General features: G+C 37.3%; 26 protein-coding genes and 1 tRNA gene. 11 read left to right on the top strand and 16 right to left on the bottom strand.

What is annotated here, in order from left to right:
* The first annotated feature begins 27 nt into the window (after positions 1-27).
* Both BTR_RS02740 and rpoH read left to right on the top strand, forming a co-directional pair.
* Positions 28-1,032, top strand: coding sequence for an RluA family pseudouridine synthase (locus BTR_RS02740; protein WP_012231104.1), 1,005 nt, complete (start codon positions 28-30; stop codon positions 1,030-1,032).
* Positions 1,033-1,181: 149 nt separating this feature from the next.
* Complete coding sequence (gene rpoH / locus BTR_RS02735; RefSeq protein ID WP_012231103.1) at positions 1,182-2,066, top strand: RNA polymerase sigma factor RpoH; 885 nt, start codon at positions 1,182-1,184, stop codon at positions 2,064-2,066.
* Between the two features lie 194 nt (positions 2,067-2,260).
* On the opposite strand, the gene BTR_RS02730 is transcribed toward rpoH, so the two are convergent.
* The 3 genes from BTR_RS02730 to BTR_RS02720 all read right to left on the bottom strand — a co-directional run bounded on the left by BTR_RS02730 (position 2,261) and on the right by BTR_RS02720 (position 6,747).
* Positions 2,261-3,682, bottom strand: coding sequence for a membrane protein (locus tag BTR_RS02730; RefSeq protein ID WP_012231102.1), 1,422 nt, complete (start codon positions 3,680-3,682; stop codon positions 2,261-2,263).
* A 236-nt stretch (positions 3,683-3,918) separates the two neighbouring features.
* The gene (locus BTR_RS02725) at positions 3,919-5,208 is read right to left on the bottom strand and encodes an adenylosuccinate synthase (protein WP_012231101.1); all 1,290 of its coding nucleotides are present in this window, start codon (positions 5,206-5,208) and stop codon (positions 3,919-3,921) included.
* Between the two features lie 381 nt (positions 5,209-5,589).
* The gene (locus BTR_RS02720) at positions 5,590-6,747 is read right to left on the bottom strand and encodes a phosphoserine transaminase (RefSeq protein ID WP_012231100.1); all 1,158 of its coding nucleotides are present in this window, start codon (positions 6,745-6,747) and stop codon (positions 5,590-5,592) included.
* Positions 6,748-7,146: 399 nt separating this feature from the next.
* Between BTR_RS02720 and BTR_RS02715 the strand changes: the two genes are divergently transcribed.
* Positions 7,147-7,222 (top strand) — tRNA-Phe (locus BTR_RS02715).
* A 100-nt stretch (positions 7,223-7,322) separates the two neighbouring features.
* Here the strand turns inward: BTR_RS02715 and BTR_RS02710 are convergent.
* From BTR_RS02710 to BTR_RS02655, 12 genes are all read right to left on the bottom strand, one after another.
* Complete coding sequence (locus tag BTR_RS02710; RefSeq protein ID WP_007347214.1) at positions 7,323-7,526, bottom strand: helix-turn-helix transcriptional regulator; 204 nt, start codon at positions 7,524-7,526, stop codon at positions 7,323-7,325.
* 78 nt (positions 7,527-7,604) lie between these two features.
* The gene (locus BTR_RS02705; protein ID WP_012231098.1) at positions 7,605-8,228 is read right to left on the bottom strand and encodes a lambda exonuclease family protein; all 624 of its coding nucleotides are present in this window, start codon (positions 8,226-8,228) and stop codon (positions 7,605-7,607) included.
* Between the two features lies 1 nt (position 8,229).
* Positions 8,230-8,991: an ERF family protein gene (locus BTR_RS02700; RefSeq protein WP_038473337.1), complete on the bottom strand. Its 762-nt coding sequence runs from the start codon at positions 8,989-8,991 to the stop codon at positions 8,230-8,232.
* Between the two features lie 73 nt (positions 8,992-9,064).
* Positions 9,065-9,607: a hypothetical protein gene (locus BTR_RS02695; RefSeq protein WP_012230958.1), complete on the bottom strand. Its 543-nt coding sequence runs from the start codon at positions 9,605-9,607 to the stop codon at positions 9,065-9,067.
* On the bottom strand, positions 9,601-10,092 hold the full coding sequence (locus BTR_RS02690) for a hypothetical protein (protein WP_012230960.1): 492 nt from the start codon (positions 10,090-10,092) through the stop codon (positions 9,601-9,603). The genes BTR_RS02695 and BTR_RS02690 overlap by 7 nt, the downstream gene beginning before the upstream one ends.
* 3 nt (positions 10,093-10,095) lie before the next feature.
* Positions 10,096-10,710 (bottom strand): hypothetical protein, encoded by a 615-nt coding sequence (locus BTR_RS02685; RefSeq protein ID WP_012230962.1) that lies wholly within the window; start codon positions 10,708-10,710, stop codon positions 10,096-10,098.
* 11 nt (positions 10,711-10,721) lie between these two features.
* Positions 10,722-11,039, bottom strand: a complete 318-nt coding sequence (locus BTR_RS02680; RefSeq protein WP_012230964.1) for a hypothetical protein — start codon at positions 11,037-11,039, stop codon at positions 10,722-10,724.
* A 12-nt stretch (positions 11,040-11,051) separates the two neighbouring features.
* Positions 11,052-11,810: a phage antirepressor Ant gene (locus BTR_RS02675; RefSeq protein ID WP_012231093.1), complete on the bottom strand. Its 759-nt coding sequence runs from the start codon at positions 11,808-11,810 to the stop codon at positions 11,052-11,054.
* 9 nt (positions 11,811-11,819) lie between these two features.
* Positions 11,820-12,212, bottom strand: a complete 393-nt coding sequence (locus BTR_RS02670) for a Rha family transcriptional regulator (protein ID WP_012231091.1) — start codon at positions 12,210-12,212, stop codon at positions 11,820-11,822.
* A 68-nt stretch (positions 12,213-12,280) separates the two neighbouring features.
* A complete protein-coding gene (locus BTR_RS02665; RefSeq protein WP_012231090.1) occupies positions 12,281-12,655 on the bottom strand; it encodes a hypothetical protein in 375 nt (124 codons plus the stop codon).
* Between the two features lie 408 nt (positions 12,656-13,063).
* Entirely contained in the window at positions 13,064-14,161 is a 1,098-nt protein-coding gene (locus BTR_RS02660; protein ID WP_425276994.1) for a type I restriction endonuclease, read from the bottom strand.
* The gene (locus tag BTR_RS02655) at positions 14,140-14,793 is read right to left on the bottom strand and encodes a LexA family protein (RefSeq protein ID WP_004856665.1); all 654 of its coding nucleotides are present in this window, start codon (positions 14,791-14,793) and stop codon (positions 14,140-14,142) included. Before BTR_RS02655 ends, BTR_RS02660 begins: the two co-directional genes overlap by 22 nt.
* A gap of 94 nt (positions 14,794-14,887) precedes the next feature.
* Between BTR_RS02655 and BTR_RS02650 the strand changes: the two genes are divergently transcribed.
* The 8 genes from BTR_RS02650 (at position 14,888) to ssb (ending at position 19,163) form a co-directional block, all read left to right on the top strand.
* The gene (locus tag BTR_RS02650; RefSeq protein ID WP_038473334.1) at positions 14,888-15,163 is read left to right on the top strand and encodes a helix-turn-helix domain-containing protein; all 276 of its coding nucleotides are present in this window, start codon (positions 14,888-14,890) and stop codon (positions 15,161-15,163) included.
* A 12-nt stretch (positions 15,164-15,175) separates the two neighbouring features.
* A complete protein-coding gene (locus BTR_RS02645) occupies positions 15,176-15,628 on the top strand; it encodes a hypothetical protein (protein WP_012231088.1) in 453 nt (150 codons plus the stop codon).
* Between the two features lie 123 nt (positions 15,629-15,751).
* Positions 15,752-16,189, top strand: coding sequence for a hypothetical protein (locus tag BTR_RS02640; protein ID WP_038473333.1), 438 nt, complete (start codon positions 15,752-15,754; stop codon positions 16,187-16,189).
* Between the two features lie 78 nt (positions 16,190-16,267).
* The gene (locus BTR_RS02635; protein WP_012231087.1) at positions 16,268-16,747 is read left to right on the top strand and encodes a crossover junction endodeoxyribonuclease RuvC; all 480 of its coding nucleotides are present in this window, start codon (positions 16,268-16,270) and stop codon (positions 16,745-16,747) included.
* A 79-nt stretch (positions 16,748-16,826) separates the two neighbouring features.
* Positions 16,827-17,807: a hypothetical protein gene (locus BTR_RS02630; protein ID WP_012231086.1), complete on the top strand. Its 981-nt coding sequence runs from the start codon at positions 16,827-16,829 to the stop codon at positions 17,805-17,807.
* Positions 17,782-18,177, top strand: coding sequence for a hypothetical protein (locus tag BTR_RS02625; RefSeq protein WP_012231085.1), 396 nt, complete (start codon positions 17,782-17,784; stop codon positions 18,175-18,177). Before BTR_RS02630 ends, BTR_RS02625 begins: the two co-directional genes overlap by 26 nt.
* Positions 18,178-18,202: 25 nt before the next feature.
* Positions 18,203-18,577 carry a helix-turn-helix domain-containing protein gene (locus BTR_RS02620; protein WP_012231084.1) on the top strand — a complete coding sequence of 125 codons (375 nt, stop codon included), beginning with the start codon at positions 18,203-18,205 and terminating at the stop codon, positions 18,575-18,577.
* A 142-nt stretch (positions 18,578-18,719) separates the two neighbouring features.
* Positions 18,720-19,163 (top strand): single-stranded DNA-binding protein, encoded by a 444-nt coding sequence (gene ssb / locus BTR_RS02615; RefSeq protein WP_038473329.1) that lies wholly within the window; start codon positions 18,720-18,722, stop codon positions 19,161-19,163.
* Positions 19,164-20,837: 1,674 nt separating this feature from the next.
* Here ssb and BTR_RS02610 read toward each other — a convergent pair.
* Entirely contained in the window at positions 20,838-21,548 is a 711-nt protein-coding gene (locus BTR_RS02610) for an LbetaH domain-containing protein (protein ID WP_038473327.1), read from the bottom strand.
* Positions 21,549-21,641: the final 93 nt, after the last annotated feature.

Below are 21,641 nucleotides of genomic sequence, written 5' to 3'. Positions count from 1 at the left end.
CTTATTAAAAAACTTAATAGGAATCGTATGGTTATACAGAAAGTAACGGATGAAGGTGCTCTGGATCAACGTCTTGATCAGTGGCTCGCAAAACAATATCATGATGTGCTCTCACGTTCACGTTTGCAAACCCTCATCCGTGAAGGCTGTCTTAAAATTGATGGCCAATTCATAAAGGAACCAAAAACAAAATTAAAACCTAACCAAATAATTGAATTGGAAATGCCTAACCTTCGTGATGCAGAACCTAGCGCTGAAGCCATTGCATTGGACATCCTGTATGAAGATGATCATGTCATTGTTATTAATAAACCAGCGGGTCTTGTTGTTCATCCTGGGAATGGCAATTGGACTGGTACGTTGGTTAATGCCCTTATTTACCACTGTGGGAATAGTTTATCTGGTATAGGGGGTGTTAAACGCCCTGGCGTTGTCCATCGTCTTGATAAAAATACAAGCGGTGTTATGGTTGTTGCAAAAAATGATCTTGCTCACAAGAGTCTTAGTGCTCAATTTTCTGATCATGGACGGACCTGCGCATTAGATCGACGTTATCATGCATTGATTTGGGGGACGCCTCACCGCAATGTCTGGACAATTGATGCATCACTTGGCCGTTCGCCCCATAACCGAACAAAGCAAGCTGTCGTCCATAAACAAACCCCTCATGCTCGTCATGCTGTTACACATTTTTCTCTGCTTGAAAAATATGGTACTCATGCAGACTCGACATCTTTTGCTAGCCTTCTGGAATGTCGTCTGGAAACCGGACGCACCCATCAAATCCGTGTTCATATGGCGCATATCGGGCATCCACTCATCGGTGATACGGTTTATGGAAACGCTTTTAAAACAAAATCAAATACACTCAATCCCACTCTTAAAAATGCAATCGATCAATTCAATCGACACGCACTCCATGCCGCAAGTCTTACTTTTGAACATCCTTCTTCCGGTAAAGTTATATCGTTTTCCGCACCGCTGCCTCAAGATATGGCTCAACTTATTAAGCATTTAAAAAAAATGAATTGAAACTTTTTTCCATCTCAAGATTTCACAATAAAATATCTTTTTTTGAACAAAATTGAAAAATATGCTAGAGTGAAGTTGCAAGGATAGTTGGCTATCTTAAACATAGAATTTGCCTTATTTAGGGAATTCAGACAAAAGGAGGGTGCTATATGGCCCATATGAATTTGTTATCAATCATCACAGGTGATGGGGGATTGAACCGTTACTTGGAAGAAGTGCGTCGTTTTCCGATGCTTGAGCCAAAAGAAGAATATATGCTCGCTCAACGTTACCGTGAGCATAATGATTTAAAAGCTGCACATAGGCTAGTCACCAGCCATTTGCGTCTCGTTGCTAAAGTCGCCATGGGATATCGTGGCTATGGTCTCCCCATCGGGGAAGTCATTTCAGAAGGCAATATTGGACTCATGCAAGCTGTTAAGCGTTTTGAACCAGAGCGTGGTTTTCGTCTTGCGACCTATGCAATATGGTGGATTAAAGCATCAATCCAAGAATATGTATTGCGGTCTTGGAGTTTAGTGAAAATGGGGACAACAGCCAATCAAAAGCGCTTATTTTTCAACCTTCGTAAGTTGAAAAATAAACTTCAAGCACTTGATAGCGGTGATCTCAATACAGAACAAGTAAAAGAAATTGCAACCCAGTTGAATGTCACAGAAGATGAAGTTGTATCGATGAATCGCCGACTTGGTGGTGATACTTCACTCAACGCACCCCTTCGTACAAAAGAAGGAGAAAACAGCGAGTTGCAAGATTGGTTGGTGGATGAGTCCAACAATCAGGAACAAATTTTAATTGAAAAAAGTGAATTAGAAAATCGTCGTTTCATGCTTGTCAATGCTATGAACAATCTTAATGACCGCGAAAGGCGTATATTCAAAGCACGTCGTCTAAACGATATACCATTAACTCTAGAAGAACTCTCTAGTGAATTTAACATTAGCCGAGAACGAGTAAGGCAAATTGAAATGCGTGCGTTTGAAAAAGTACAAAACTCTATTAGAGATTCTGCTTTATCTCAAAATCAAGTGTAAGATTCTAGAATCAGGTGTAAAGCCAATTGCTTGTACATTCTTAAATTGGAAATGAGAAAAGCATTCATTGGCTTTATACTTGTAAATGGACCTCTCAAATTCTTTGAGTTATTGATGTTTGAGCTTTATTGAGTACGTTTAGGGACAACGAATAAAACCGGATGGTGAGAAATAATCTTTTATCTTATTTGCATCTATGTTTTATTTTTTTGACCAAGAACTGTTAACTTATCTTGTTGTGCAAGCCATTGTCCAATAACTTCATTAAAGATAGATTCACCTGTTGGTCCTTTTGCAAAGGTTAATTCATTTATACGTCCATTTTTATCTGTTAAAACCAAACGTATCCAATTTAATTCTCGCATTAATTGTAAATTTCTGTCTAGAAATGGATGATTACCACTCAATGCAACAAGAAAAAAATCATCGTTAATTTTTGCAGAAATAGTTCTTGTTAACGCCTGCCCAATGGATTGTTCACTTGCTTTAAAGGTTAATGCTTGAACATTGCTTATAGCTTTGCCTGAAAATTTATCAGAAAGAATAAAAATAAGGTCCATAATATATGCAGCAGGAAATGACCGATCAGCATTACGACGTAAAATTAACCGTAATGATAGCCCTTCATCGGGAATTGTTATATCACCTTGTATAGCCATTTCTTCTGAAGCCCCCTTTACATGAGATTCCCTTATAAGCGTCCAGCGAGCGCTTCCCGTTGCTACCTTTTCTGCATCATAATTTGTACGTGCTTGATAAAAAACAGCTTCGCCTGATTTTTCAAGCGATTGCAAATTTTTGGCAACAACTTTTGAGATTCCTTCTTCATCGTAAGAATCTGCCGCTTGTTTTAAACCAACATCAACTTCACTCCCATCCTCTAATAAGCGTTGTGTTAACTTTCTCTTAACCGAAAGTGCCTTTGGTACCCCCTGAGAAGCTTGAAGAGTTTCTCCTAACAACTGATGATCATTTGATACAAATACACGCCCCCCAATAAAAAAAATACCAACAGTTAAAACAACAAAACTCACAACAGAAATAGCACTTATCACAATACGCCTTTGCACCAATGATTTATTAGCACGACGTAAAGCTTGAGAAAAAATATGCGAAACAATATGCGGATTATCTTCTTGTGAAGGAGACACCTTTAACGCACAGCGATTAACATGCTCAGAAGGCAAATAAGCCTGCATATTAACAGGCTCCGCCTCTGGCATATCTGATACACAAGGCTCATTAAGTACTTCGTTATCCTTTGAGATTTTAACAAAATCCTGCTTGCTTTTTGTGCTTACCACTGAAAATTCATTATTTTTTGGTAAGATAACCTCTTTTATATATCTTTTATCTTCATTTATATCTTTGGGATTCCACCCCATAGCTGAAGAAAGCAACCTCTTTTCGACTTCTAAATATTCTTCTTCAACAGTCGTAATAGCACTTTGAAGAATCCTTCTTTGTTCATCTGCTATTGCTTGCGGTATTTTCGCTGTTAAAAATTGATGTTCTAATGTTTCGGTAGCCCGTTTATAAATCCGCTGACGCACTTGTGGTGTAACATTATTTTGCGCATTAATTGCCTTTTTTAAGATTCCAATGAAATCTACCATTTCCTCTATAATCTCTCTTAAACTGAGAAAAGAAACCCCAGCCCTAAAGCCAAAACACCTTTTAGCCTCATAAATCAATTGTCATTTATATTGGTGCAACTATCGTAATAATGTAAAATGAATACGAAAAATAAACAATGTTATTTTACACCTTTCTCTCACGCGCTCTTAAAAACGCTCTTTGTTAAAAGATACAGAAATGAATAAAAAGCTATATGGAAAACTAAAAACAATAATCAATTTGCAAAGGGATCTGTAATGAGAATAGTATCTTCACGTTCTGGACTCGTGGATAATAAAGCCACTTTTGTATTAATCAGTTCTTCGATATAGCGTATATATTTAACAGCCTGCACTGGTAAATCTTCCCATCTCAATGTATGTGCTGTTTTTGCCTTCCAACCTTCTAATGTTTCATAAATAGGCTTTACACGGGCTTGAGCTCCCATGGAAGAAGGTAAATAATCAATCTTTCTACCATCAAGCTCATAACCAATACAGATTTTTATTTCATCTAAACCATCCAGAACATCAAGTTTTGTCAATGCTATACCCTGAACGCCACAAATTGCTACCATCTGACGAACTAAAACTGCATCAAACCAACCACATCGACGCTTTCTCCCCGTTACAACACCAAATTCATGCCCACGTGTCCCAAGAAATTCACCAATATCATTTATCTGCTCTGTCGGAAACGGCCCTTCTCCAACACGTGTGGTATAAGCTTTTGCAATACCCAAAACATAATGAATGACTCCAGGTCCCATCCCAGATCCTGTACATGCCTGCCCAGCAACTGTATTCGATGATGTTACATAAGGATAAGTTCCAAAATCATTATCGAGTAAAGCACCCTGCGCCCCTTCAAAAAGAATGTGCTTTCCCTCCCGATAACCTTCATCTAAAAGACGCCACGTACAATCCATAAAGGGCAGAATTTTATCTGCAACTTGCATCAATTCATCATAAAGCGCTTGAGAATCAATCTCTGCAACACCCATCCCACGACGCAAAGCATTATGATGCCTCAAAAGCCGCTCAATCTTAGCCATAAGCGTATCTTTTTCTGCTAAATCCATCACTCGGATCGCACGACGTCCCACCTTATCTTCATAAGCCGGCCCAATACCACGCTTCGTTGTCCCAATCTTTAAACCCGATAAACCACTTTCTCGAATTGCATCAAGATCACGATGCAAAGAAAGAATTAAGGGAGCGTTTTCAGCAATCCGTAAAATTTCTGGTGTAATTTTTACACCTTGATCACATAGTTTTTTTAATTCTGCAACAAAATGATGAGGATCAACAACAACACCGTTACCAATGATTGATAACTTCCCACGAACTAAACCAGACGGTAAAAGTGATAATTTATAACTCACTCCATCAATAACCAATGTGTGGCCAGCATTATGCCCCCCCTGATATCTCACCACGATATCTGCGCGCTCAGACAACCAATCTACAATTTTACCTTTACCTTCATCACCCCATTGTGTACCGACAACAACTACATTGGCCATAACTTTCTCCGTCATGTTTGGTCAAAAAAACCAGCATTCAAAAACAAATACTTCTTTATAACGAAACCTTAGAGCAAGTGCGACTCCTCATTTCAGATTTTTCTCAATCTTCAAGAAATTAAATTTTTTCATTTATGATAATAAAGATAAACAAATACCCCTATATTCTGAAGCTGTCATTTTTGCCACAAAAAGTAAAAAAATTAGAGCTTTTATTCTTTACCCAACACCTGACAAAGCATTCATTTTCCCTCTTAATCTTTTACAATTCATATCAATTATTTAGAAGTTGTTTGTCTGATACAAGAATACGAAAGATCATCATAATCTCTCGTATCCTTTTTCTGTTTAAAAACGCGTTGTAAAAATACCAGTCATTATTTAAAGCTGTGCTTTTTCAACTTGGAACGCCCATTCAAGCCATTGTGTTAAAATTTCAAGATCGGAAGCCTCAATTGTTATACCCGTCCAAATTCGCAGCCCAGGAGGAGCATCACGATACGAACCAATATCATAAGCAACACCTTCCTCATCAAGACGATTTACAACCGCTTTTATAAAAGATACTCTCTTTTCAGTATCTAAAGCAGTAATCACTGGATCCACAATATCTAAACAAATAGATGTGTTAGAACGCACTTCAGGATCTTTTGCCAAATATTCTAACCATGGTGTTTTACGAACAAAAGCATCAATTACAGAAAAGTTCTTCTCAACCCGTGCTCTTAATGCCGCTGCACCTCCTAGAGACTTTGCCCACTTCAACCCATCAAGAAAATCCTCAACACAAAGCATAGAAGGCGTATTGATTATCTTTCCTTTAAAAATATCTTCATTCAATTTTCCATTTTTTGTCATACAGAAAAGTTGAGGCATAGGCCAAGCCGGAACATGATTCTCAAGCCTCTCAACAGCACGAGGACTTAAAATCACCATACCATGTGCTGCTTCACCTCCCAAAACTTTTTGCCACGAAAAAGTAACAACATCCAATTTTGAAAAATCAAGATATTGCGCAAAAGCTGCTGATGTTGCATCACAAATAGTCAATCCTGCCCGCTTATCCGGAATGAAATCTGCATTAGGAATACGCACACCAGAAGTTGTCCCATTCCATGTAAAAACAACATCACGCTCAAAATTAAGTTGGGTCAAATCTGGTATTTCACCATATGGGGCTTCAAAACGGCGCACATCAGAAAGTTTTAATTGCTCGACAACATCTTTATTCCACCCAAATCCAAAACTTTCCCACGCTGCCATATCAATGCCACGCTCACCTAATAAAGACCATAGAGAAGCTTCAACAGCACCGGTATCTGAACCTGGCATAATTCCTATACGATGATCAGAAGGAACCTCAAGAATTTCACGGGTTAAATTAACAACTTCAGCAAGTTTTAATTCTGCTTCTCTCGATCTATGTGAACGCCCAACTAATGCATTTTTAAGAACATCAAAAGTCCAACCAGGCCGCTTGCTACAAGGACCTGAAGAGAAATTAGTATTCTTGGGACGACTGCTTGGTTTTTGTAACATTACTTCTCCCCTTTTAGATGTTTTGCTTCCTTTATAAAGAAAAACAAATTGTTATAAAGACTAATCAAAAGTCTTTTTAGAAAAAATCAAAAATGTTTTCTATTATTTCGTAGGCTTAAAAATCACGGAAACTTTGTAAAAAAATCTTTCTAAATCATGCCTCCAATTGATTCTTTTATTTTTTTCGTATCATCACCACGACAAGATAGCATTCTGATAACGATACCCTAACGTATCACGATATACCTATCAAGTTTATTTTATGATAAGGATTTATTGATACCTCTCCGGAATAGGGAGACAAACTGATTAAAAAATCAATTATTTTTCTTTTGATGACTGGACAGAGAAAATTTTAATGTTATAACCGCACACGCTCTATATTTTTTTATGAAGCATGCCCAGATAGCTCAGTAGGTAGAGCAGCGGACTGAAAATCCGCGTGTCCGTGGTTCGAATCCGCGTCTGGGCACCACTCTCTCGTGCTTAACATATTGAAATATATAATTTTTTATTTGATTCGCTGTTTTTCAGACCACCTTTTAGACCACCTCTTGTGGTTTATACAATTTTACTTAATTTGTTGTTATTTGTTCCCTATTTTTCTTTGGAGTAAAGGCTAAGATCTCCTTTTTTCTCCATCTTACGGCTCTTCCTAGCTTATAGGGTTGCGGAAACTCCCCTTGAAGCACCCAATTGCGAATCGTTGTGGTTGATACACTAAAAAGCTGTGCACATTCACGGGTTGTTACATATCTATCGCCATCATCAAATATCATCTCATTACCTTTCTATTTTTATATTACTTATTACTTAAATGGGTGGGGGTGCTGGGAGGAGAGAGCACCCCCATAACGTTAAGCGGCTTTTGTCAAAATCTTTTGCATCTCTTGTTCTATTTCTGCTAAAAAGACTTCGACCGCTTGATTAATCTGTTCAATTTGTTCTTCATCACGGTGGATGCGTTTGATTTTCATACGCAAGTATGTTGATTGCCTCGTAAAACGTGGGTCATAACTGATAAAATCACACCATTTTCGCCCCGTACAAGCCATTTGGAATTGCATTTGCGCACGATATTCAGGCTTTATATTGTCATCTATAAAGAAGCGTAAATGGTTTGGGGATTGTGGGCATTTGACTTCAACTAAACCGTCATCACCAACAAACCCATCAGGACTAGCACCAGCCATTTTGATTGTGGGGTGTTGGATAAAACCACACCCTATGATCTCTGTATCATAAATGAATGCATATTCTTTTAGGGCATCTTCTTCATGTTCAATGCCCCATTGCATAGCAGGCGTTGTATAAAATTGGCTTACTTCTTCTGTTAAACGCTCTGTAATGAGTTTAATTTTATAGTCTTCATATTTGTTTGTAGGGGTTCCCTTTGCTGTTTTACTGAGTACGTTATAAATGTTTGAAGCGGTGACTTTTCCTAAACGGGCTTGAAACCACTCTGCTGTTCTTTGTTCCATTTCACACCGCCGTTTGTTGCTCTTGTTGTGCTTTATTCATTTGTGAGCGTTGCTTTTTTTTCAAAGCAAACAAAACAGTTTGGGCTTGTTTATAAGACATCTGTGTGAGATTTTTTACGCCTATAAAAGAAAGAATATCGCTTTCCTTTGCTTGTGTCTGTTCCATTAATTCTTTGATTTCATTCATCTGTTCCGGTGTGACACCTGCTATAAGCGTGTTGCCATCTATATCATCTTCATCACTGGTTACATTAAGAAGCATACCTAAGAGATATCGACGTGCGTAGCTTATAGTAGAACCAACCGCTTGTACGTTGTTTTTACTTCCAGTAGCGTCAACAGGAAATTTTCCTTGTGTTGATATTTCATTGCCCGATATATGCTTTAAAGTCATTTCTACAGTTATGTCATTTGAACTCTGCTCTTTGATACGAGAGAATAAAGCAAAGTGATGTTTTGCAAGAGGTTCTTTGATTGCATCAATGTATTTATCAAGCGTTGTATAGGTGCTTTTAGTATGTGTATTAAGGGCGTTTTGTTCGATATTTTTATATTCCGTTTGCATAGCAGAAAGATCACGAACAAAGTTTTGGCGCTCTTGTCGTTCTATCTCCTTTTCTCGTAATTCGAGAAGGCTCTTGAGACGGTCCAGATTAACATCATTTTCTAAAGCTCTTTCTAAAATAAGTTCCATAGCTGTAGGTTTGATTTCACAATCGTTTGTTTTGTTTACTTCTGTTAAGTTCGTATTTAGTTCATTCATTTTGCTTTCCTCCATTGGAGCGCAATTCACCCGTGGCGTGAATCACGCTTGTGTTAAAAGTTGTTTGGTTTGGTTAGAAACGTCCTACGTAGTCCACTAAGTGTTCACTTCTAGGAACCATTAGAGTTTTTCCACGAATTTCAAAATTACCAGAAATATTTACTTGATTGGAAACATATGCGTCGTCTAGAATTCTAATATCTCCAAAAATGCGTGCGTTATCACATATAACAGCCTTGCCATAAACACGGGCATTGCCATAAACAAAACCAAAAACTCGAGCTTTGTCGTAAACCAGTGCATTGTCAAAAATCTGCGCATTATATTCAACACTAGCCTCTCCACAAACCTTCGCATTGTCGTAAACACACGCATTATCTGTAATTGTTGCATTTTCAAATATCTGTGCATTACCAAAAACCTTAGCGTCATGACTAACTTTAGCTTTATACCAAATCCAACAGTCTCCTTCATGACTCAGGTTTTCTTCTTTTTCTACAAAGCCGCCTAGGTCACCTTTTTTAACATTTCTAAAGTCTCGTAATGCGCGAATGCGATAAACCTTACGCAAATAAATTTCATCTATTTCATCAGTAAGTTCGTATTTTTTCACCATGCTTTTTCTCCAGTGGATATTCTGCTATTGCCGCCAATCCAATCGTCATAATCTAAATCCGCATTACCGTAAATTTTTGCATTTCCGTAAATGTGTGCATCACCGCCAACTTTTGCATTTCCATAAATCTGAGCATTTTCATAAATCACTGTACCGGAAACACATGCGTTGTCGTAGATACGTGCATTATCAGAAACTTTAGCACCATTGGTAACCTGCGCATTTCCAAAAACCTTGGCATTTTTACTAACTTGCGATGCAACATCAATTATCGCATTATCACAAACTACAGCATCATCATAAACAGCGGACAAACCACGAACCCAACAATTTCCATTATGCGAGAGGTTTCTTTCGTGCTCTACAAAACCACCTAAATCACCAGCCTTTACATCTCCAAAATCTCTCAATGCACGAATGCGATAAGTTAACTTATTTCCGTATATCCAAGTTGTCTCATCAGTAAGTTCGTATTTTTTCACCATGGTTTATTGCCTCTCACCGGTTGAAACAATTTCATCATTGATGATTTCTGTGTTTCCTTGAATAAATGCATCACCACATATGACGGCATCTCCCCCAACTTTTGCTCTGATAGAAATAAGTGGGCAGTCATAAATTTTAGCGTTTCCATAAATTTTAGCTTTTCCACTGATAAATGCCGTATCATAAACGCTTGCATTTCCGTAGATTTGTGCACTGGCAAAAACACGAGCATGTCCAAAGATCTGCGCATTACCAAAAATATTGGCTTCTCCGGTAACAGATGCACTACCAAAAACGCATGCGTTTTCGTAAATATCAGAAATGCCATCAATATAAGCTTCACCATAAACACGCGCTTTGTCAAAAACATGAGAAAAACCACTAACACGGGCATTGCCATAAACCTTAGCATTACCAAAAACCTTGGCATTGTCATAAATTTTTGCCTCACCACCCACCCAGCAATTACCATGATGCGATAGGTTGTTTTCATGTTCTATAAAGCCGCCTAAATTACCTTTTTTAATAACTCCAAAGTCTCTTAAAGCTCGGATACGGTGAAGAGTTACCCCTTTAAACTCAGCTTTCTCATCTGTAAGTTCGTATTTCTTTTCCATGATTTATCCCCCTACCTTAAAATAGCGTCACTTCCATAAAATGCTGTATCGCCGGCTACTATGGCATTACCACGAACTTTTGCGTTATTATAAACTTCGGCATCATCATAAACCTTGGCATTTTCAGAGATATATGCATTTTGATAAATACAAGCATTGCCTCCAACCCAGCAATTATCATCATGGCTAAGATTCCATTCACTCTCGACAAAGCCACCAAGGTCGCCTTCTTTGACATCATCAAAATCTTTTAAGGCGCGTATGCGATAAAGCGTTGTTCCATCAACTTTGATTGTTTCATCAGTGAGTTTATATTTCTTTTTTATCATGATAGCCTCCTCTTAATGTATGCTTTGTCGTTTAAGTTCTTGAGACAACACACCAATGCCTTTTGCTGTGATTTTTGCGCAAGGAATGACTTTTTCTATTCCACTCGAAGTTTGAAGCGTGATGGTTGGACAATCCATAAGTTGCTTTTGGATTTTGTCTTGATACGGTAGCAAATTTCCACCCGCTGCACGTCTGTAAATCCACCCTTTTTGCTGTAAAAATTGAATGAATTGTTTTGGTTGCATCTCGAGTATTTTAGCAGCTTCTGTAAGACCAAAGAGCCCATCATGGCGCTGTAAGCTTTCAAGAGCCATGGCTTTTGGTGTTAAATCTTCAATGATAGTGTCTTTTTGATCTATTTGACCTTGTAGGTAATTCAAAAAGCCAATCATAGCCTTTGGACTTGAATAGTCGATTTGTGGTGTTACTGCTTGCTTTACACGCTTTTCACATTCGATAAAGTATAAACGGGCTTCTCTCCCTTTCTGATTGTTCTCAAGCATAGAAAGTTCTTTGGCTCTATCGAGTGTGAGATAGTAGTTAATCGCGATAACAGCCCTAGATTTTGCGCTCGCCAAATTTGGCGACCGCAAATCTTGTGTTTTTACAAAGTCTTGTCCTTCTATAAAATTGTATCTGGTAATACGGTCCTTAATCCAATTTGAAAAGTCACGTTTTGCCTCTAAGAATGCATGCAGATCACGTGCATTTACTGTCTGAACTATTTCCTGATCAATGATTTGTTCTTTAATCTCTATGAGAGTGTTCATGATGAACTCCTATGCCGTCTGTTTAATTTTATTTTTAAGATGCATCATGATAGCTGCTCGTATTTCAGGGCTCGAAAAATCGATTTGAGGATTAGCTTCTTGCTCTTCTAATTTTTTCCAATAATCTATGATTTTTGCGCGTAACACGGTGTTGTAACCTAAAATGACAATAAGAGATTCACGTTTAGGAAGATGGTAACAAGGAAGAGTACGACCTGTTGAATCTTTGTATAATCCAGCAAAATTACTCAGGTCGATTTTAAGTTCGCTAAATAGTTTACGAATATCTCGCATTACATGGCCATGTCTTTTACCGCATAACTCTGCAATTTCAATGCTAGACATGGTGGGAATTGTTTCGTGTTTATTTGTATTTTGCTGGATAGCAATTAGCTTTTCCATTACGGACCTCATATTGGCTGGGATTGATGGGAAAAAGGGGGCGCTCTTAAAAACGCCCTTTAGAATTTTTAAAGCACATCACAAGGACGCAAACGGTGTTGTTGTTCGTAAGTACCGTAGACCTCATCATTATATTTTTCTTCTGCGATCTCGTCTAAAAGTCTATTGTAAACATCACTTTCGCGTACAAAGTAATGAACCTCACTATCCTCATAGAGATCTTCAATATTTGCTTCTACATATGCTTCTGCAATATCTTCAGAGATATCTTCACAACTCTTCTCAGAAGGATTGATGCGAAAGATTTGGATTGCATCATCTACCTCATCAACAATGCTTAAAGCTTGGCTTGCATCAAGTGGTCCAGACTCTGCAATGTATTGCTCTTTATCGTAGGCAACTAATAAGATTTCATCAGAATTTATAAGAATTGGCTTATCCATAATTTTTCCTCCCTAACGCCTCTTGGCGATTGTTCGTGTTAATGTAATTTAATCTACACCAGATCGGCTTTTGCTTCTTCGTGATATGTTGTTATAGAGGAGTATGCCGTAAAGGATTATTATGGTCAAGTCATTTTATGCTAAAATGGTTTTTTTATAAATGAACTTTAATATTTATTACGAATCGGTTTGGGTATTGTAGCGTTCAGTGTAGAGGCATGATACTTCCTAGTATCCCGTAAAAAAATAAATCAGTTAGCTGTATTTGAAATTTATATGCAGGAAAAATTGGAGCAGTGTGCAGACAGAGCCAATCGATGGGTAGATAACGCCGTAGTTTTTTTATCAAAACTGCGGACGAACAAAAAACCCCGCTTCAGCGGGGCATACATAGGTTGTTAGAATATCTTATAAATATTTTTTTGCTGTTTCTCTTATTCTGTCTGCAAAATCATAAATATTATCTAGCGTTTCAATACCGACTTTTTCATCAATATCAGTATCGAAAAGGGCTAGTTGCTTACGTTTTCTGTTAAAGTGCAGTCGAACCAACGGCTTTCTGTTATTATTGTCAATTAAAATGGCGCAGTACGACTTTGCATCTCTGATAACAATACGGTCGGCAGAAATAACTTCACGCGCAATTGCCTTGACAATCATGAAGCCTTCAACTTCCTCTTCGGTCGTTATTCTGGCATGTTCATTACCAATAGATGTAGCAATATTATCTTGCTTGTCGGTTTCAGTTGTTGTTTGTAAAGCGCTAGAAAGCCGACTTTTTACCGCATCAGATATTACTTCGCGAAACGCATTTTTAGTAACACCTGTGAGCATTTCTAAGACATTAGCAGTCAGGCGCCCTTCATAAACATCCGCACAAGCAACACGAACAAAACCTTCGGACGGATTTTCTATTTCTTTTTGGATGTTTTGTTTTATTCCAGATACATATTTGAGCTGCTCGGCTGTCACCAATATATTTTCAATATTAAATGCTGAGCGTTCAAACTTTTTAAGCTCTGTAAGTACCACAGTATTGTATTCTATTACATCAAAAGTAAGGAATGGCCTATTATCGAGCTTGTTTGCAGCATCAAGATCTGTGTAAAAATGAAAAAATCGACCATTTGTCAAAATCGCGAATTTAGCATTCGTTACACTAAAGTATCGATATAATTGACTTAAATGCTTTGAACTCAATTCGCAAGATATCGGTTTGCACTCAAAAAGAATACGTATCTCACCGTCTATACGGATAGCATAGTCAACTTTTTCACCTTTTTTACCAACGGCATCAGCAGTAAACTCGGGAATGACTTCAAGTGGATCGAAAATATCATACCCAAGTGCGCGCAGAAACGGTAAAACGACCGCTGTTTTGACCGCTTCTTCAGTTAACATAGTATCTGAATGATTTTTGACTTTATCAGCTATTATTTTTAAGCTCTCGTCTACTGTCCCCATTCCCGCTTCTCCTTGTGCTTTCAGGGTTTTCTTAAAATCCAAAGAACTTTCCCAACTACACGAATCTCCTCTCCATCAGTTGCCCCATTTATTTTGATAGGTTCTTGATGATTGGGTTCAGTACTTTCAGGCCATAGTTCAAATCCACTAATAGTTTGACGTATACGTTTAGCTGTACGCTCAATCATTTGACCATTGAATCGGCTGCGTTCAACTATCACGAGATCGTTAGGTTCCACATTAATACCGGCTTTTATTATGTCTACGCAAATAAGTTGATCACCATCACGAGCAATTTTGTTAAGGCAGTTGCCCTCGATTTTTAAAGCAAATTGAAAGTGAGCTGGGTATTTCGAGGTGCTGGGTACATATTCTATGTCATCAAATCCAAAATCCATATCTTCGACCGACATCCACGAGCTAGCAGCAACTTTTCCTATCACCGGTATCATTCCAATAGCATTAGATATGGGATGTATTTCCTCGTTTTCTGGGAAAAGAAGATTAAACGGCTTTACACCAAGATGTGGTGCTAACTTTTCCGCCCACTCTTTGGTTAATTTTCGCTCACCTTTTTCAAGCCGTTTTATTTGAGGTTGCGTGGTACCAGCTTTTTCAGCCAATTTCACCTGTGTGAGTCCCAAATCTTTCCTCAATTTTTTAATTATATGCATGCTCTAGACCTTACACCAAGACTGCTTATTTAACAAAGTCCATAAAGGTATTTTTTATTGACTAAAACAGTCTTTTATGGTATTTATTTGAATTATGGAAAAATTGAAATCATATCTCACACGAAATAAACTATCTCAAGCCGAATTTGGGAAGCAAGTTGGCGTAGCACAGAGTACGATTAACAGGTATTTACGCGGCTTGCGGTTTCCTGAGCCTGAAATTGTCTTAAAGATTGAAAAGACAACCAATGGTGTTGTTCGTCCCGTTGACTGGTATGTCGATTTATACCCACGCCCCTCTCTTGAAGAGGTGGGCGTGCCACTTACTACAGCTGATAACAAACACCCACAGCATAATTCACACTCTTAAAGAAGAAAGATCATGAGAAACGGAATATTGAAGAAGATCTACACCCAGTTTTGTAGATTAATAGGTTGTAATACGAAAATGAAGAATGGAGATAGATTGGTGAAAGAATTTAGACGGATACCGGATCGTGATTGTAGCATAGAAGATCTTGTGAAACGACACGAAACTCACACAACAATTCTTAAAAAACGAGAAGAATGGCATAAGTCAAAATTTGATAGTTGGATGAGATGGCATGAAGCCACTCTTGCAGAGCGAGATAAGTCAATTGAACAACAGCAAGTAGTACTTGAAAACCTATCCACTTTAATTAAGCAAAAAAATAAGACACTGTATGAACAAAGATTAAAGCTGGCTTCACAAATGGAGCTAATTGATAAATTAAATAATAAACTCATTGAGTTAATCAACAAAAAAGAAGAACCAAGATTGATCGATTTTGTTTTTGCAGGAGAAGTTTTTTAATTCTTGCGTCATCTGAACCAAAAATGAGGATTGTTAATTAACAATGAATCATTGCGAGTTTTTTTTCAAAAACATTTTTTCAAAACAGACGATATTCACACTCTTAAAGAAGAAAGATCATAGATGATAAATGAACCACAGATCTCTATAAGCAAAGTTCAGTTGATCGATCTTGTTAATAAGATTGGGCGGGAAGACATATATTATGGTGTCCGTTCGCCTCAAGATACATGTTTTGAAACACGCATAGATCCCTTATCAAATGGTTGTCTTGTCTATATACTGCATAGTATCTTTGCGCGTGATGATAAAAAATATTTTCCGTTATCGCCGTACGATGATTTTAAACAATGGTTTTCATCTGTCTTTACGCAAATTTTTACAGCTTGGTTTGATAATCATTTTTCTCAAGAGTTGTCATCTTTTTATCGCTTAAATGAGCTGCTTTTGTTTACAGCTTTAGTCAAAAGTAATCTTGATCTTTTAAGGGATGACCTCATCGAAAAAAGAAAAGAAGAAATCAAATTAATAAGTGATGCGTGCAGTGTGTGTCTGAGTTGAGTTAGACCATTTTTTAAACTTATGATTACGCGCTCTGTCACAGCACGCATATAAATACGTAGAGCCTAAGGGGGGATTATGATCACTCATGCACAAACCATTCTCTGTCTTGATCTAGGGACTAAGACTGGCTGGGCGCTTTGTGATGCAGATGGTTTTATCACAAGTGATACAGAACATTTTCAATCACGCCGTTTTGAAGGCGGAGGTATGCGTTATCTGCGCTTTAAGAAATGGCTTTCTGAACTAAAGAGGTCTGTTGATGAAATTGATGCGGTGTATTTTGAAGAGGTACGTCGGCATGTGGGTACAGACGCTTCTCATGTTTATGGGGGCTTTCTAGCAACTCTAACAGCTTGGTGTGAACATCATCAGATACCGTATGAAGGCATTCCCGTTGGTACGATTAAGAAAGCGACGACAGGAAAAGGGAATGCGTCAAAAGAAGAAATGATTAAGACAATGCGTGCAAAAGGTCACGCGCCTTGTGATGATAATGAAGCAGATGCTTTGGCAATTTTATATTTAACGAAAGAAGGGGGTATGCATGTCCAGTAAAATACCATAGACAAGGCTTTTTGCAGACAAGTGGTTACTTGATCTTGCACATTTGCCTGCGATTGAAGGCAATGTTTATATGCGGTTGCGATTGCAAATGTTGCGTATCAGAGAACCTCTTTTCAATGATGCGCAAATATTATCTCATTTTACTTGCTGTTCAGTAAAAAGGTTTCAAAAGGCATTAGATTATTTATTTAGATCTGGACACATTATCTGTTTAGAAGATGGTCGTTTGTGGAGTTCAGATGTTGAAGAAGAATTAAAAAATTCGGATGAAACTTTAAATAAGTTTGCAGAAAGAGCGCAGAAAGCAGCCAATACGAGGAAACATAAAAATCAAGAAGATTCTTCAAGAGGGTACAATAACAATAACATATATAATAAAAAAACTAAAACTATCGTTTTAGCGAAAAAAGAAATTGGTTCTGAAAATTTAGAAACAACCGATTTGGTTCACGAGCCAATCGAGGTTGATGCTGTTGAGAGCCAATCAGAGCAAATCGAAACGGGTGTAGAAAACCAATCTCCCATTCACGAGCAAGAAAACGTTCCGGAAAAAGCCAAGCGGTCAAAAGCTAATCGGGGTTGTCGATTACCGGATGATTTCGAACCCGATTACGATTTTGCACTTGCAGAGGGCTTGCCTCCAGAGCGTATCAAAGTCGAAATCGCAAAGTTTCGAGATTACTGGCATTCAAAAGCTGGAGCAAATGCAACCAAAATCGATTGGCAAGCAACGTGGCGTAACTGGGTACGCAAGGCTATCGAGGATTTAGAAAAAACAAAAAACACGAACAACAATGGTGGAAACAATGGAAACTTTTCAAAAGATCAAAGAACTTGTGGTGGTACCGGAGAAACAATCCGTAATCTTATCCGTAAAGCAGGATTTAGTGAATCCGCTTCAAAACATTACAGATCAGATGATACGATGTGTAACAAGGGATTGTCCATGGACCTTGATCAGTGGCATGAAATTGACACCAGCACTGGAGGAACAAGCTTTCGGAGTGTATCAGACAGTCCAAAACTTGCTTACCTTGAAAGCGTCTGTTGAAGATATTGCTGAGGCTCTTGATATGCTTGAAAGCGGTTTGACAATGAAAAAAGTTTCAAATCCAGAGGCACGTGCAAAGGCTTATATCGCTGCTCTTAACGGCATTTCACTCTGGTCTTTGTTGCAAGCTGTTAAAAATCTTATACGGGGAGAAGCCAAAGGCATGTCAACAACCTTTGTCCCCTCTTGTGCTGATCTTGTGCAGTATTGTCGCGATTTAGAAAGCAGGCTTTATGGCACTGCTGAGAAAGTTTTTATAGCTGTTGAAAATACGCGCAACAAGGCATTGGGAGGTAAACCCATCTCATTCATGAGAATAGGCAAGCCTAGTGAAGAGTGTCATGACAGTAGCAGTTCCAAAGCAGCTTGATTGCGTGAATAGGAGCTTTAATCAAATGCTTACACCATTTGGCAAAACCTTACGTAAAATTCGTATAGATCATGCAGAGCGTCTATTAGATATGGCTGAGAAATTAGGTATATCTGTAGCGTTTTTATCTTCTGTCGAGATTGGCAAAAAATCTGTGCCCGTTGGTATGGAAGAAAAGGTCATAGAATTATACGATTTAGATCAAGATATGGCTTCTCTCTTAAAAAAAGAAGCTGATATTTATCGCAAGAATTTTACAATAAACTCTTCTGATCTACTTAACCATGAAATGCCTAACCCGTTTGTTAGAAATTTTAAGTGCCTTTCACAAAAAGATCTAACAGAGTTCAAGGAATTCATGAAGAAAATAGAAAAGAAACAGCAAAATAAATTACCTTGATCTCCTTATCGTATAGGTATGCCGTAAAACATAATGTTATATGTTAATAATTAATAATATCCTTTTGAAATAATTGAAAAAATAAACAAATTATGCTAAGGTTTTATGTGTATAAAATGCAAACCAAATGGAACTTACAAACATGTTGAATAAAGTGATCTTAATTGGCTATTTAGGGGCAGATCCCGAAAGCAAAACAATGAATTCTGGAGCTGAAATAGTCAATTTTAGGTTGGCTACTTCTGAAAGCTATACGGATAAAAACACGCACCAAAAAGTAGAGAAAACTGAATGGCATTCCGTGGTAGTTTTTAATCCATATTTGGCAAAAATTGCTCTTCAGTATCTCAGTAAAGGTTCAAAGGTTTATGTAGAAGGCAAATTACAAACCCGTAAATGGCAAGATAAAAACGATCATGATCGTTACACAACAGAGATTGTCTTGTCACAATATAAAGGCGAGTTGCATTTGCTTGATGCCAAGAAAGAGCAATCTACCCCCTCACCCATTACTTCTCAAAGTTATGCTATTGCCTCAGGTACTCAAGATTATAGCGCATCTCTTAATGATAGCGTCCCATTCTGATTGAAAAAATATGACTAAAAGAAAAAAACATGCAAAACGTGGGCGTCCACGGATTAAAATTCACATTATGCATAAAAATACAACAAAGTCAATATGTTGAGTGAAATTATTTTATATGAATCCACTTAAGAATCCATCTTTTTATGCATGATTCATTTGACCATTTTTTATATAAGACTGCCATGTATGAATAGACCATAAAAAGCAAATCATGATGCTAATATTATAACGCATGGGTGCATTCAATGAAATGAAAAGCAGATATCATTCATAACAGTTTATAAATTTTATGATACGTTTTTATCACAGCACAAATCACATTGTTTAAAAATTTAGTCGTTTGGAATTATCGATAACATAAATTGCATACGTTTAAAGAATGGTATGAGTTTTGCTCTTTTTTGAGCTAAACCTTCAAAGGAATAATCGTTTGAAACTGTCATAAGCTTATAGGTTTAATTTATAAAGATTGCATAAAAGGATTAAGGATAAGATCGCTTTTAAAATGCTGTCTAAAAGTTTAGAAAACGATAGGCAGGCATTATACAGACCCTATCATCACAACAGTATGAAATTCAAAACGTTATATCTTATGAAATGAAAAGCCTTTTAATGAATATAGTGCATAGCTAGTTTTGAAGAACGGAACTGTTCGCTTCCATAAAAAAATGGAGGCGCATAATGCCATAGCAGTAAAAGACTATTTTACCTTAAACATGATACTAAAAAACATTTTAAAAGTTATAGTTTAAAAATACGAAACCAAATGAGGTCTCCTCAAATTTGAGGGCATCTCTTTAGACAAAGATAAGCAGGTAAAATTCAAAATCGTTATAACATCACAAGGCATAGGATTTACTTAATTTTGAGTCAAAAGCGACATTGTTTAAAGAATGCTCTATTCTAAAGATAACGAGCTCGAATTTGAGCTAGTTGATTTTGCCAACTCAAAATTGAGCCAGCTTATTTGTAAAAAGTTACATTTAATGAAAAGTGAAAATACGCTTATGAGAGCCTTTCTAAATGAACTTTTAAACGTTTGAAACTAATGTTTATAACAGTTTTTAAAGCCTTGCGTTTGATAAAAGCGGTTTTATTTGTTTTATGAGATCTTTTTTTAAAAGCCAACGTTTGCAAATGTAAAAAGAACGTTTTTAAAAAAGACATTAGTCTAATAGGCATTTGCTTTTGATTGTATTGAGATGAATCTAAAAAGCGTTTTGATTTTAGAATGTAAGTTATTTCAATTTACTCAACTCAACTTTAAAGTCAGTATATTGAAACGTTTTAAAAGAAGCATTTTGATCATGGGCTTTATTTCAAAAGACCACCTCACAAATGAGGGCGTTATGATTGATACGTTTGAGATTAACAAAAAGCGTTTATAGGCTTTCTCATTCAAAAGAGTGATTAAAGATCATACGCATCATTTACATTCCTTTTGATAAGTTTTCATATCTTTAATAGAGCACTTGTAATATAATACGTTTTGTATATATGTGTCATCACCTTGATTAGGGTTGATTCATAAGGATAGACATTTGAAAGCCGCGTCATATCACTTGACACGGCTTTCTTTTATGAATGCTCTCTTTTATGATATATTTATAGCAATGCATTTTATAATGCGTTTATACCGATACAGCAGGCGCCCCCCACGCCCTGTTATTTATGCTATTTATCAATCTTGACGACATTATCCTTTTCATAAACCTCATAATCTTGATCAACGACCCTTACATGGCTTTTTAAACCTATTTTTGCTCGTCCATAGGCACGCCCATAGACCTGTACAAAACCAGAGATTTTCGCATTGCCATAAACAGAGCCATAAATTTTTGCACGCCCACTCACATGAGCATTGCCATAAACAGAGCCATGAATTTGTGCATGGCAATTAATAACAGCCTGTCCATAAATTTTTGCACCGTTGTAAATACAAGCAGAGCCAGAAACCTTTGAATGACCATAGATCATGGCATGATCATGAACCAAAACACCATGAGAAACGCGCGCATGTTGATAAATATGGGAATTGCTATAAATGATGGTGTGATCACAAACATGAGCATTGCCATAAACACACGCATGGTCATAAACTTTAGCATATCGAGTGATTAAAGCCTTTCCATAGACCTCAGCATTGCCATAGACATGCCCACGCACCTGAGAAAGATGGCGTACTTTAGCATGATCAGAAACGACGGCATTGCAAAAAACAGTAGCATCATCATAGACCCAGCAATTGCCATCATGAGATAGGTTAGTTTCATCTTCAATAAAGCCGCCTAAATCACCAGCCTTCACATCATCAAAATCTCTTAAAGCCCGAATACGATAAAGGTTTGTAATTTGCTTAGTAAGTCTATCTTTAATCTGTTTGATTTCACTAGTTAATTCATATTTTTACACATAGAGATACCCTCACAATCTAATGTGATAAACGTTTGATAAAATTTGAAATGGAAAATTGGCTTG

The sequence above is a fragment of the Bartonella tribocorum CIP 105476 genome (assembly GCF_000196435.1).
Taxonomy (GTDB): domain Bacteria; phylum Pseudomonadota; class Alphaproteobacteria; order Rhizobiales; family Rhizobiaceae; genus Bartonella; species Bartonella tribocorum.
Note: the sequence above shows the minus strand (reverse complement) of the source record. Positions and strands in the feature narration are given on the sequence as shown.